The 12,786-nt window shown below is 53.3% G+C and carries 11 protein-coding genes; 10 read left to right on the plus strand and 1 reads right to left on the minus strand.

The genetic code is table 11. The features are described 5' to 3' along the window. Nucleotides 1-78 precede the first annotated feature (78 nt). The 5 genes from R70331_RS12590 to R70331_RS12610 all read left to right on the plus strand — a co-directional run bounded on the left by R70331_RS12590 (nucleotide 79) and on the right by R70331_RS12610 (nucleotide 8,065). On the plus strand, nucleotides 79-2,898 hold the full coding sequence (locus tag R70331_RS12590) for a calcium-translocating P-type ATPase, SERCA-type (RefSeq protein ID WP_042175902.1): 2,820 nt from the start codon (nucleotides 79-81) through the stop codon (nucleotides 2,896-2,898). An 86-nt stretch (nucleotides 2,899-2,984) separates the two neighbouring features. Then, nucleotides 2,985-3,821, plus strand: coding sequence for a diaminopimelate epimerase (gene dapF, locus R70331_RS12595; RefSeq protein ID WP_042175905.1), 837 nt, complete (start codon nucleotides 2,985-2,987; stop codon nucleotides 3,819-3,821). A gap of 273 nt (nucleotides 3,822-4,094) precedes the next feature. Then, nucleotides 4,095-5,747, plus strand: a complete 1,653-nt coding sequence (locus R70331_RS12600; RefSeq protein ID WP_052419040.1) for a spore germination protein — start codon at nucleotides 4,095-4,097, stop codon at nucleotides 5,745-5,747. Further along, nucleotides 5,734-6,945, plus strand: coding sequence for a Ger(x)C family spore germination protein (locus R70331_RS12605; RefSeq protein ID WP_042175908.1), 1,212 nt, complete (start codon nucleotides 5,734-5,736; stop codon nucleotides 6,943-6,945). The genes R70331_RS12600 and R70331_RS12605 overlap by 14 nt, the downstream gene beginning before the upstream one ends. A 19-nt stretch (nucleotides 6,946-6,964) precedes the next feature. Next, the gene (locus R70331_RS12610) at nucleotides 6,965-8,065 is read left to right on the plus strand and encodes a GerAB/ArcD/ProY family transporter (protein WP_042175910.1); all 1,101 of its coding nucleotides are present in this window, start codon (nucleotides 6,965-6,967) and stop codon (nucleotides 8,063-8,065) included. Here the strand turns inward: R70331_RS12610 and R70331_RS12615 are convergent. Then, nucleotides 8,038-8,295 (minus strand): hypothetical protein, encoded by a 258-nt coding sequence (locus R70331_RS12615; RefSeq protein WP_042175912.1) that lies wholly within the window; start codon nucleotides 8,293-8,295, stop codon nucleotides 8,038-8,040. The genes R70331_RS12610 and R70331_RS12615 overlap by 28 nt on opposite strands. 169 nt (nucleotides 8,296-8,464) lie before the next feature. Here R70331_RS12615 and R70331_RS12620 point away from each other — a divergent pair, with 169 nt between their 5' ends. The 5 genes from R70331_RS12620 to rpoZ are packed head-to-tail and all read left to right on the plus strand — an operon-like array spanning nucleotide 8,465 to nucleotide 12,427. Beyond that, nucleotides 8,465-10,339, plus strand: coding sequence for a bifunctional homocysteine S-methyltransferase/methylenetetrahydrofolate reductase (locus tag R70331_RS12620; RefSeq protein WP_042175913.1), 1,875 nt, complete (start codon nucleotides 8,465-8,467; stop codon nucleotides 10,337-10,339). Between the two features lie 38 nt (nucleotides 10,340-10,377). Continuing rightward, the gene (locus R70331_RS12625) at nucleotides 10,378-11,274 is read left to right on the plus strand and encodes a YicC/YloC family endoribonuclease (RefSeq protein WP_042175915.1); all 897 of its coding nucleotides are present in this window, start codon (nucleotides 10,378-10,380) and stop codon (nucleotides 11,272-11,274) included. 49 nt (nucleotides 11,275-11,323) lie between these two features. Continuing rightward, nucleotides 11,324-11,584, plus strand: a complete 261-nt coding sequence (gene remA, locus R70331_RS12630; protein ID WP_006209218.1) for an extracellular matrix/biofilm regulator RemA — start codon at nucleotides 11,324-11,326, stop codon at nucleotides 11,582-11,584. 18 nt (nucleotides 11,585-11,602) lie between these two features. Continuing rightward, on the plus strand, nucleotides 11,603-12,172 hold the full coding sequence (gene gmk / locus R70331_RS12635) for a guanylate kinase (protein WP_042175917.1): 570 nt from the start codon (nucleotides 11,603-11,605) through the stop codon (nucleotides 12,170-12,172). A 54-nt stretch (nucleotides 12,173-12,226) separates the two neighbouring features. Then, nucleotides 12,227-12,427, plus strand: a complete 201-nt coding sequence (gene rpoZ, locus R70331_RS12640) for a DNA-directed RNA polymerase subunit omega (protein ID WP_042175920.1) — start codon at nucleotides 12,227-12,229, stop codon at nucleotides 12,425-12,427. Nucleotides 12,428-12,786 lie beyond the last annotated feature (359 nt).

The raw sequence follows: 12,786 nt of genomic DNA on the forward strand, positions 1-12,786 counted from the left end.
ATACACTTGGTCATGAACAGGTGGAAAAGCTGTGTGCCGCCGGAAGTCAAGAAACGACCGGGAGGGGAAAGTAACGATATGGAACAAAAAAGCTGGCACCGGCTCGGTGCAGAGGAACTGCAAAAGCTGTTCGGCGTTCAACCGGGTAAGGGCCTGAGCGCAGAGGCAGCGGAGGAAAGACGCAAGGAGAGCGGGTTCAACGAACTGTCGGAGGGTAAAAAGGTCTCGCCGCTGACCCTGCTGCTTAACCAGTTCAAGGATTTTATGGTGCTGGTGCTGATGGGGGCGACACTGGTATCCGGTCTTCTGGGCGAATACCTGGATGCTATTACGATTGTTGCCATTATTCTGCTTAACGGCGTGCTGGGTTTTGTACAGGAGTTCCGTGCCGAACGTTCACTGCGGGCGCTAAAGCAGCTATCTGCCCCACATGCTAAGGTGCTGCGGGAAGGCAGGCAGGAGACCATAGCAGCCAGACTGCTCGTTCCAGGTGACATTGTGCTGCTGGAAAGCGGCGACCGGGTGCCGGCCGATGTACGCTGGCTGGAGTGCAGCGCGTTGTATGCAGAGGAGTCGGCGCTGACCGGCGAATCACTGCCTGTATCAAAGCATGCAGAGTCTATTCATGCAGCCGAGCTACCGCTGGGTGACCAGAAAAATATCGGCTTCATGGGCACGATGATTACACGCGGCACCGGCAAAGCTGTGGTTGTCCGGACCGGCATGGATACGGAGATGGGCAAAATAGCCGATCTGATCCAGAATACCGAATCCCAGGAAACCCCGCTGCAGCACCGTCTGGAGCAGCTCGGAAAGATTCTGATCTACGTATCGCTGGGACTGACTATTGTTGTGGTGCTGGCCGGTATTCTGCACGGACAGCCTGCACCGGCGATGTTCCTCGCGGGAGTAAGCCTTGCAGTAGCGGCCATACCTGAAGGGCTGCCGGCGATTGTGACAATTGCTCTCGCGCTTGGCGTACAGCGGATGATCAAACGCAAGGCAATTGTCCGCAAGCTGCCATCGGTAGAAACGCTCGGCTGCGCATCGGTCATCTGCTCTGACAAGACAGGGACACTGACCCAGAACAAGATGACGGTGACACGGGTGTGGAACGCCGGCCGGATTCTTGAGGTGACAGGTGAAGGCTATGCCCCGTCTGGACAGGTTCTGCAGAAGGGCAAGCCGGCTGATCTGAAGAATGACCAGAATCTGCGGCGGATGCTGCAGATCGGGGCACTCTGCAGTAATGCCGAGATTGTGGAGACCTTTCCGTCTGAGCTGCGCGGCAAACGCAAGGGGAAGGATAAGGCCGAAGCCGGTGAGAATCCGCTCAGCAGCCAGCCGGTATGGGAGCTGAAGGGAGATCCGACCGAAGGTGCCCTGGTAGCCTTATCCGCTAAAATGGGCCTTACCGCACAGTCACTGGCAGTTACGTATACAAGGGAGCAGGAATTCCCGTTTGACTCGGAACGCAAGCTGATGTCCGTTGTCGTCAGCCATCCCGGCGGAAAGATGATCTGCACCAAGGGTGCACCGGACGTGCTGCTGAACTGCTGCACATATATGCTGTGGGAAGGCGCAGTTGTACCCTGCACGCCGACGCTGCGCCAGAAGGTGCTGGAAGCGAACGAGGAGATGGCCTCCGGGGCCCTGCGGGTGCTGGGCATGGCCTACCGCGACCTGCGCTCCGGCGAGAGTGCCGGCAGCGAGAAGGAAGCAGAAAGCCAGCTCGTTTTTGCCGGCCTGGCCGGCATGATTGACCCTCCGCGGCGTGAGGTGCGTGATGCAATCAGCGTAACCCGTCGTGCAGGCATCAAAACCGTGATGATTACCGGCGACCACGGGACAACCGCAGAAGCAATTGCCAATCAGCTTGGCATCCTGCAGCGCGGCGGAACCGTGCTGACCGGAACACAGCTGAGCCGGATGGACGATGATGAGCTGGATAAAGTATCCGATACCGTGAATGTATATGCCCGCGTATCTCCGGAGCACAAGCTGCGGATCGTTAAGTCGCTGCAGCGGCGCGGCCATGTGGTTGCGATGACCGGCGACGGTGTCAATGATGCCCCGGCGATCAAAGCGGCAGACATCGGCATCTCCATGGGTATAACCGGCACCGATGTTACCAAAGAGGCTTCATCGCTGGTGCTGGGTGATGATAATTTCTCTACCATTGTCGCCGCCATCGAGGAAGGCCGGAATATTTACGAGAATATCCGGAAATTCATCCGCTACCTTCTGGCTTCCAATGTCGGCGAGATTCTGACCATGTTCTTTGCAATGATGCTGGGGCTTCCGCTGCCGCTGGTGCCGATTCAGATTCTATGGGTTAACCTGGTAACGGACGGGCTGCCTGCTATGGCACTCGGGGTTGACCAGCCGGAGAAGGATCTGATGGAGCACAAGCCGCGCGGGGCGAAAGAGAATATCTTTGCCCGCCGCCTGGGCTGGAAGATTATCAGCCGGGGACTGCTGATCGGGCTCTGCACATTAGGAGCCTTCTGGCTGACGCTGCGCACAGCCCCCGGCAGTGCAGAGCAGCTGGTCCGTGCACAGTCTGTAGCCTTTGCTACACTGGTCATGGCCCAACTGATCCATGTGTTTGACTGCCGCAGCTCGCGCTCGATATTCCACCGCAATCCGCTCCAGAATAAGGCGCTGGTGCTGGCTGTTCTTTCATCCGTGCTGCTGATGCTGCTCGTTATGTACCTGCCGGTACTGCAGCCGGTCTTCAAGACCGTACCGCTGAATTTCCGGGAGTGGTGCCTGGTATTCGTAAGCGCTGGTATTCCAACCTTCGTGATGGGGGCAGGCAGCGTATGGGGCGGCAAAAAGAACCGCAGCAAGAACAGCGGGCGGCCGATGATGAAAAGTACAAAAATTTCAGCATAAAATCAATAGCAATGTCCCCGCTCCTTAAGGTATGCTTGGTTCACATATGATTGCTAACAAACAACCTTTTAGGAGTGGACCCAATAATGGAATTTACAAAAATGCACGGTCTTGGCAATGACTTTATTATCGTATTCGGCGAGCAGGAGCTGCCTGCCAATGCTGCAGAGCTGGCAGTTAAGCTGTGCAACCGGTTCTTCGGAATCGGTGCCGACGGGCTTGTATACATTCTGCCGTCCGAACGCGGAGACTATATGATGCGTATTATGAATTCGGACGGCTCGGAGGCCGAGCAGTGCGGGAACGCGATCCGCTGTGTATCCAAGTATGTGTATGAGCATGGTCTGGTTGAGTCGGAGGAGATCGTAATCGAAACGATTGGCGCCGGCCAGCAGAAGGTATCGCTGAAGGTAAAGGACGGCGTGGTAGAGACAGTAACCGTGGATATGGGCGAGCCTGTGTTGTCCGGAATGAAGATTCCGGTTGCTATTGATGCCGAGCCGGTGCTGAACCAGCCGATTGAGGCCGACGGAACCGAATTTAAATTTACTGCTGTATCGATGGGTAACCCGCACTGTGTTATTTATGTAGATGATGCTGTCAGCTTTGATCTGGCAACCTGGGGACCTCAGCTTGAAGTACATCCGCTCTTCCCGAGAAAAGTTAACGTTGAATTTGCAACGGTGCTGGACCGCGGACATGTGGACATGCGCGTCTGGGAACGTGGTGCAGGGCCAACTCTGGCCTGCGGTACAGGCGCCTGCGCAACGCTGGTATCCTCTGTCCTGAATGGTCTGACTGACCGTTCGGCTGTTATCAGCCTTAAAGGCGGAGATCTGTTCATCGAATGGAATGAGCAGGATAATCATGTATATATGAGTGGCCCGGCTCAGGTAGTCTATACGGGATCTGTAGAAGTATAATAAGGCCGGGACTGTCCCGTCCATTAGCCTTCTGCAGCAAATAGAAGGGTGTCTGATAAGCCTTACGGCTTGCGGACACCCTTTTTTGTGCAAAGATAAGACTTTATATGTTTTGCGCAATAAATGCTGCTTATCTTTCTCGCTGAAACGGATACCGTCCTCATAAGGACGGCGTAGCCGTTTCCACTTGTTTATACCGGCATGATCAGCCGAATAATGGCAGGAAGATCCGCGAATAATAGGAAACATTGTGATTGAAAAAGGGGGAGTCCGATGAACAGCAGACGGCAGACTCTGAGAAGCAAGAGTAAAGAGCAAGGCTTGCCCGGCTCTGAAACGGGGACTCCCGGATTAACAGGGACTCTTGACGAGGACATCCGCAGTATCAGGATGGCGCTTGGAGGAAGCCCTGATCTGAAGGTGCGGAAAATACAGGTTGGAAAAGAGTATCCATTACAGGCAGCGGCGGTTCATATCAGCGGTCTGGCGGATACGACTGCCGTCAATGAGTTCGTAATCGGCTCGCTCTTGTCTGACCCGCCTGGACAGCAGCCGGAAGAAGCGGGCAGCCCGGAGCCGTTCCCTGCATGGCTGGTTCAACGAGTATTAGAGCTTGGCTCGGCTGAAGTTACAGAGGAATGGAATGATCTGCTGCTGGCCGTGCTATCAGGTGACACGGCTGTTCTCGCTGACGGATATATAAGTGCGGTCATCTGCGATACTAGAGGCGGTGAAGCGCGCTCTGTAGAAGAGTCTTCTTCACAGATGGTTGTCCGCGGGCCGAAGGACGGGTTCGTAGAATCCGTGGCCACTAATATTTCACTGATCCGCCGGCGGATCAAATCGCCTAAGCTGCGGCTTGAGTATACCAAAATCGGTACAGAAACCCAGACCCATGTAGCGATGCTGTATATGAAAGAGATAGCCGGGGGAGATCTGGTGGATGAGGCCAGGCGCCGCTTGAACAAGATTTCAATTGATGAGGTACTGGAATCCGGATTCATTGAAGAGCTGATTCAGGACAAGACGATAACGCCCTTTCCGACGATCTATAATTCAGAGCGCCCGGATGTAGCGGCAGGCAATCTGCTGGAAGGGCGTGTTGTCATCATCGTTGACGGTACACCGTTCGTGCTGATTCTTCCGGCGGTGTTCACCCAATTTTTTCAGTCTGCTGAAGACTACTCGCAACGGTTTGATATTGCAATCCTGATGCGTATTGTCCGGTACGTCAGCTTCATCGTCCTGCTGCTCGGGCCGTCAGTATACATTGCACTTACAACCTATCATTACGAAATGATACCGACTACCCTGCTTATTAATCTGCTCTCACAGCGTGAAACGGTGCCGTTCCCTGCCTTTGTGGAAGCTCTTCTGATGGAAGGGGCCTTCGAAATCCTGCGTGAGGCCGGGGTGCGGATGCCGCGTGTCATCGGACAGACGGTATCGGTGGTCGGGGCGCTTATTCTCGGTTCGGCAGTTGTGGAGGCCGGTATTATTACTCCCATTATGGTCATTGTGATCGCCCTGACCGGAATTGCCAGCTTCGCGATTCCCGCTTACAACATGGCAATAGCCGGCCGGATTATCCGGTTTGCCTTCTTGCTGCTGGGAGGAATGTTCGGATTTTATGGTATTACGCTCGGGCTTATCATGCTGGTTGCACATATGAACAGCTTGCGCTCATTCGGGATTCCATATTTGTCCCCTTTTGTCCCGTTATCTGTGAAAGGACAGAAGGATACCATTCTCCGGCTTCCGCTCTGGCTGATGGGCCGGGGCAAAACAGCGGCACAGCTCAGGGAGGAACAGCCGGAATACAAACGTGTAACAACCGGGCATGAAGCAGGACTAGCCCCGCTTATCCGGAATAATGCAGCTGCAGGCAGGTCTGAAGAAAAGGTGGAGCACCATGAAGAAGAATAAACCGGTACTGTGCCTGCTCCTCATCCTGCTGCTGGTGCTTCCACTTCTGTTAACCGGCTGCTGGGATAGTGTGGAGCTTAACCGGCGGGCGATTGTGTCCGGTGTCGCCATTGACCGCGGAGAAGGGGAGACCGAAAAATATGTGCTGTCCTTTCAGGTCATTGTCGCCGACGAAATTTCCGGACAAAATGCGCGCGGAATCTCGCCGGTCGCCTTATATACAGGAAAAGGCCGCACAATGTTTGAGGCGCTGGCCAATGCGTCCCGTCAGACCGCCCGTTTCCTCTCCCTTGCCCATGTCCGCGTCCTGGTTGTTTCGGAAAAGCTGGCGCGGGAGGGGATCAAGGACATGATGGATGTGCTCGAGCGGGAAAGTGATACCCGGCTGACCAGTCTGGTGTTTGTTGCCAAGGGTCAGCCGGCCCGGGACATTCTGTCAACCATGACTGTGTTCAGCAAAATACCGGCAAATGACCTGGTTGAGAAGCTGGATACGACCTCAAAACAGTTCGGCTATAACTTCCGTTTGGAGGTAGATGATGTCATCAGGGGCATTCAGCTCAGAGGGGGAGGTCCGGTTATTAACGGCGTTACTATCGACGGTAACCGGGAAGGGGCAGATACGAATGATAATATGAAAACGATCGCACCGCTTGCTGTCATTAAGGTGACAGAACTTGCCGCCTTTAAGGACGACCGGCTGAAGGGCTGGCTGACAGGGGATGCGGCGCTGGGGACTGCGCTTTTGCATAATAAAATTAAAGGCTATCCGGCAGTCATCCGGCATCCCCATGAAGGTTATATTACCTTCGATGTGTATCAGTCACAGGTAAAGCTTAGTGTCGAGGGCTCAGATCCGGAGCATCCGGTATTCATAGTAAAAATCAGCCAGCAGGCAGCGATTAAGGAGAGTCCCAATTCTCTGAATCTGACCTCCCCGAAGACGCTTCAGAATCTGTCGCAAATTCTTATTGATGATACCGTACAGAAGATGAGGACTGCCGTAGAATCCGCTAAGAAATACAACAGTGATTACATCGGATTTGGGCAATTAATGGAGCGGAGTAATCCGCGGGGCTGGAAAAAGGTCAAGGATCACTGGGAGGATATTTTTGACAAATGTGAATACAGAATTGATGCGGATGCCGTTATCCGGCACACCGATATGCGCAATAACTCTTTTCAGGTAAATCCTTAGAAACGGGGGGAGGTCTATTATGGGAAAAGTAAAGATAGGGCTGCTGCAGTTTTTCAGTATTACGCTGCTCTTTGAGCTGGGGACCTCGCTGGTGGTCAATCTGGGCATGGCTTCCGGGAGAGATGCCTGGCTATCCATACTCATTGGCTGTATGGCCGGCCTGCTGATGTTCTGGGGCTATGCCTATCTATACAGAAAGCATCCGGAAATGCCGTTTACGGCGTATGCCCGCAAGCTGCTTGGCCCTGTAATCGGCACACCGGTGGCGGTGATGTACATCATTCTGTACATGAATCTTTCAGGCCGGGGACTGCGTGACGGCAGTACGATGCTTGCAATGGCAACGATGCATAACACCCCCCTCTTTATTCTCAGTATGCTGATGATCCTGTCCAGCTCCTATGTGCTCCATAAGGGGACGGAGGTACTAACCCGGACCTCACTGGTCTTTACTATGATTGTTCTGATGATCGGATTGTTCAGTATGGTACTGCTGATGCTGTCAGGCTCCATTAATCTGCAGCAGCTGCTGCCTGTTCTGGGGGATGGACTCTGGCCGGTAATAGATTCAGTGGTGCGCCAGAATTATATGTTCCCGTTCGGTGAAATGGTCGTTTTTACAATGCTGATGCCTTATCTGTCCGATATGCGCAAGGGTCCTTGGGTAATTGCAGCGGCCATGCTGGCTTCAGCCATGCTGTTAAGCGTAACGATTGCGCTTAACATATCGGTGCTCGGAGCAGATATTGCAGAGCGCTCCCCGCTGCCGCTGATGCCGACGATCAGCAAGATTTCCATTTCGGATTTTATCCAGCGGGTCGATATATTTGTGGTAATGGTGCTGATTATCGGGGTGTTTTTCAAAATGTCCGTCTTCTTCACTGCTGCGCTAATCGGAATCTCGGAGCTCTTTAATCTGCCGTACCGGAGAATGCTCTATCCCTGCAGTCTGATAATCCTGTTTACCTCCATGCTGGATGCCCGCAGCTTTACCGAACATCTGGATGAGGGGGCACGGCTGCTGTATACCGTCTATCCGGTGTTTATGATAGTGATCCCGGTGATTCTGATTATTATCACAGCTGTACGCAGTTATTTTTCGGCCCCGCGCCCGGGCTGAGAGCCGCGTATCCAGTAGATGACATCCAGCACAATAAGCGCAAGCAGCATGACGGCGGCAGCCAGCTTCTCAGAGGCGGTATAGAGCAGGTAGTTGAGAATGTAACCTATGTTTCCGAGGCCATAACCGAACATCCAGTCAAGCAGATACAGATAGGATAATGAGAGTACGGATAGAATAAAGAGTACAGCATACTTGCGGATCAGAAGCCTGCGCACTTTTCGTTTCAACTGGAACAGTCCTTTACTGGTTAATAAAAGTAGTATGGGCATTTTCTGTAATGCCATGCAGAACAATAGCAGGGCAGGCTGAGAATTGGGGCTGTTGAATGCTTATCATCCATCCCGATTTATGTTACATTAGTATGAAACTAATGACAGTATAGGGGAGGTTCTTGCGGTGAAGCCGGATTTGCGCTCTGCATGGAAGAATAACGTATTGGTCGGAGACGGAGCGATGGGAACCTTTTTGTATCAGAAGGGCTTCCCCGTCGGTATCTCCTATGAAGAATTGAATCTGACCTCGCCTGAGGTCATTGAAGATGTGCACCGCAGCTATATTGAAGCCGGAGCGGTGCTGCTGGAGAGCAACACGTATTCTGCCAACTATGACAAGCTGGCCAAATTCGGGCTGGAGGGCAAGGTTGAAGAGATTAACCGCGCGGGTGTAAGAATTGCCCGCAAGGCAGCGGGAGAAGCAGGCTACGTAGTCGGCGCTGTCGGCTCCATCCGGGCCGGTAAACGGGCAAATCTGTCTGCCGCGGAGCTGAAACGCTTCTATGCCCAGCAGTTTTCGGCCCTGCTGGAAGAGCAGCCGGACGGTATCATGCTGGAAACCTTCTATGATGTGGAGGAGCTTCATCTGGCCCTGAAGTCGGTACGCAAGCTTAGCAGCCTGCCTGTTATCTGCCAGCTGGCAGTGGATGAGACCGCGCGTACGCTGGACGGATTAACGCTGCCGGAGGCGTTTCGCATTCTGGAGCAGGACGGGGCAGACGTAATCGGCTTTAACTGCCGGACCGGACCTAACGGTATCAAGCGTGCCCTTAGAACCCTGCAGGGAAGCCTTGCACTGCCGGTGTCGGTCTATCCGAATGCGGGGATCGCTGACTATGTCGACGGGCAGTACCGCTATGGTGCCACTCCGGAGTATTTCGGGCAAATGGCCCCCGTATTTGCTGATATGGGCAGCCGGATCATCGGCGGCTGCTGCGGTACTACACCGCAGCATATCGCTGAAATCTCGGCTGCACTGCGCGGATATACTGCCCAGCCGCTCGCTGAGCCGGCAGTGACACGGAAGGCAGAGCAGATTGTGGTGCACGAGCATCTCGATGAGGGCGCAGATCAGAACGGACGTGAACCAAACCTGGTCGATCTGGTTAAGGAACGCCACACGGTAATAGTAGAGCTGGACCCACCGCGTGATCTGGATATTACGAAATTCATGAAAGGCGCGGAGGCGCTGAGAAGAGCGGGGGCTGATGCATTAACGCTGGCCGACAATTCTCTGGCGGTAACCCGCATGAGCAATATGGCGCTTGGTTCGCTGGTACAGGCCCGCACCGGACTCCGCCCGCTGGTCCATGTGGCCTGCCGGGACCGCAACCTGATCGGTACCCAGTCCCATCTGATGGGCTTCGATGCGCTCGGTATTGACCATGTACTGGCTGTGACCGGCGATCCGGCGCGGTTCGGTGACCTGCCGGGCTCAAGTTCGATCTACGATCTGACCTCCTTCGAGATCATCCGGATGATTAGACAGCTTAACGACGGCATCGCCTTCTCCGGCAAGCCACTCAAGCAGAAGGCCAAGTTCGTTATCGGAGCCGCGTTCAACCCGAATGTGAAGCATCTCGACAAGGCTGTGCAGCGTCTGGAGAAAAAGATCGCCTCCGGTGCCGATTATATTATGACTCAGCCTGTCTATGATCCGAAGCTTATCTCGGAGATTGCGGCAGCGACCAGGCATCTTGAGATTCCGATCTTTATCGGCGTTATGCCGCTTGCCAGCGGCCGCAACGCCGAGTATCTGCATAATGAGGTGCCGGGCATCCAGCTGTCGGACGAGGTTCGCAGACGGATGCAGGGACTGGAGGGCGAAGCCGGCCGTGCGGAAGGCGTAGCCATCGCCAAAGAGCTGCTGGATGCGGCTACTGCGCATTTTAACGGTATCTATCTGATGACTCCGTTTATGTTCTACGAGATGAGCGTACAGCTGCTGGACTACATTTGGGCTAAGCAGGGGCGTAAATTGTCCCCCTTGTTTCGCTAGTAAGAATCAATTACAATAGTGTAATGGATGTGATTCCGTTGTCATTTAGCATGACCGGATACGGTCAATCCTCCCTGCAATTCGGCGGTTACAAGATTACGTTCGAAGTCAAATCGGTGAATAACCGTTACTGCGAAGTTGTGCTGCGGATGCCCCGGGATTGGATGATTTATGAGGATATGCTGCGCAAGCTTGTGCAGGATCATATCAGACGGGGACGGGTAGATGTTATCATTAACAGAGAAGTCACGGAAGATGCAGCCTCCCTGCAGGTTCTGAACCGTCCGGCGGTGAAGGCCTACCTTGAGGCGGCGGAAGCGCTCAGGAACGAGTTCGGAGTGGACGGGGAGTTGACTTTGCGTGATATACTCTCTATACCCGGTATTATGGAACTGAAGGAGGAGCCGGCTCCCATAAAGGCCGGTTCAGCCGAGGAGTGCTCCGGAATGCTTGAGCGGGGATTGACGCAGAGTCTGCAATCGCTGCTTCAGATGCGTGCCCGCGAAGGGAATCATCTGGCTGATGATTTGTCAAGACGGCTTGTCCATCTTGAAGAGCTGCACACCGCGATGGTTAAGCTTGCCCCCGCAGTTGTAAGTGAATACCGCGATAAGCTGCGGCAGCGGCTGAGCGAACTGAATGACGGAACGTTCCCTTTTGAAGAGCATAAATTCGGAATGGAAATGGCTATCTTTGCTGACCGCTGTAATATCGATGAAGAGCTTACCCGGCTGTACAGTCATTTTGAACAATGCAGGGCCCTGCTTAACGGAAGCGGGCCGGCAGGACGCAAGCTGGACTTTCTCATCCAGGAAATGAACAGGGAGACGAATACAATCGGGTCGAAATGCAATCATCTGACTCTGGTGAACCTTACGCTTGAGATGAAGGCTGAGCTGGAGAAGATTCGTGAGCAAGCAGCGAATATGGAGTAACAGGGATTTCGGTAAGCGAAGATGTAACTATGGGGGGAACAACCGGAACATGGCAATCAAATTAATTAACATCGGCTTTGGGAATATCGTATCGGCCAACCGTATTATTTCCATTGTCAGCCCGGAATCTGCACCGATCAAGCGTATTATACAGGAAGCAAGAGACCGGCATATGCTGATCGACGCAACCTACGGCCGCCGGACGCGTGCTGTTATTATTACTGACAGTGACCATGTCATTCTGTCGGCTGTCCAGCCGGAGACTGTGGCACACCGCTTGTCCAGTAAAGATGACGATAACGACGAATAACAACAATTGGAGTGTACTATGTCAAAAGGATTGCTGATTATTTTATCCGGACCTTCCGGCGTTGGCAAAGGCACGGTCTGTACTGCACTGAGACCCAAAATGCCTGAGCTTGTCTATTCCGTATCTGCCACCACCCGGAGTCCGCGTGAAGGCGAAGAGAACGGAGTCAACTATTTTTTCAAGACCAGAGATGAGTTTGCAGCTATGATAGAAGCAGACCAGCTGCTGGAGCATGCAGAGTATGTAGGGAACTATTACGGAACTCCGCGTGATTTTGTGGACCGGACGCTGGAGAGCGGCAAGGATATCATCCTCGAGATTGAGGTGCAGGGAGCACTTAAGGTGAAGGAAAAGTTCCCTGAGGGAATCTTTGTGTTCCTGCTTCCGCCGTCGATGGATGAGCTTAAGGACCGTATCCGCGGACGCGGGACGGAGCATCCTGATGTAATCAGCCACCGCATGTCTGTAGCTGAAGATGAGATTGGGCTGATCCGGCACTATGACTATGCCGTAGTGAATGATGAGATCGACCTCGCCTGCAAGCGTATTGAGAGCATTATTATCGCCGAGCACTGCAAAGTAAGATAATATGCGCTACAAGTTTGGTTCGTTTTTACAGTAAATGAAGAAGAGGTGTCTTACGTGCTATATCCGTCTATTGATGAAATGATGAACAAGGTTGACAGCAAGTATTCGCTGGTTGTTGCTGCAGCCCGCCGGGCCAGATCGCTCCGTGAAGGCGGAAAAACAGATATTAAGGCTCCGAAATCACACAAGTATGTCGGTGTCGCGCTGGAAGAGATTTACGAAGACCGCATCATTGTAACCCGCGGCGAAGAGTAGTAAGCACGGCTTGCTATACCGGCAATATGAAACGGCTCCGCCATGTTTAACAGCGGCGCAGCCGTTTTTTTTCTTCGGATAGCCGGAATTGTGTTGTATAATGTCATATGTAGCCCGGACGGGGCTGTTCCTGACAACCGGAAGGTTGTTATTTTTTTAAAGCATAAGAATCTGTATGTACTACACTATAAATTATCCTTATATTTCCGCAGAAACGGATAGCGTCCTTTAAGGACGACGAAGCCGTCTCTACCTGACAACGAAACGGGTGCCAACCTTGACTGAAGGCGGCGCAGCCGTTTCTTCTTGCCGGTACAGGAGATTCAGACTATCATCCGGTTATTGATTATAATATCCGG

It is taken from the genome of Paenibacillus sp. FSL R7-0331 (genome assembly GCF_000758645.1).
Lineage (GTDB): Bacteria > Bacillota > Bacilli > Paenibacillales > Paenibacillaceae > Paenibacillus_AQ > Paenibacillus_AQ camerounensis.

Coding starts and splice junctions, on each gene's coding strand:
- remA (WP_006209218.1), top strand. CDS start 11,324: ATGGCAATCAAATTAATTAACATCGGCTTTGGGAATATCGTATCGGCC.
- R70331_RS12590 (WP_042175902.1), top strand. CDS start 79: ATGGAACAAAAAAGCTGGCACCGGCTCGGTGCAGAGGAACTGCAAAAG.
- R70331_RS12610 (WP_042175910.1), top strand. CDS start 6,965: ATGGGAAAAGTAAAGATAGGGCTGCTGCAGTTTTTCAGTATTACGCTG.
- dapF (WP_042175905.1), top strand. CDS start 2,985: ATGGAATTTACAAAAATGCACGGTCTTGGCAATGACTTTATTATCGTA.
- gmk (WP_042175917.1), top strand. CDS start 11,603: ATGTCAAAAGGATTGCTGATTATTTTATCCGGACCTTCCGGCGTTGGC.
- R70331_RS12600 (WP_052419040.1), top strand. CDS start 4,095: ATGAACAGCAGACGGCAGACTCTGAGAAGCAAGAGTAAAGAGCAAGGC.
- R70331_RS12605 (WP_042175908.1), top strand. CDS start 5,734: ATGAAGAAGAATAAACCGGTACTGTGCCTGCTCCTCATCCTGCTGCTG.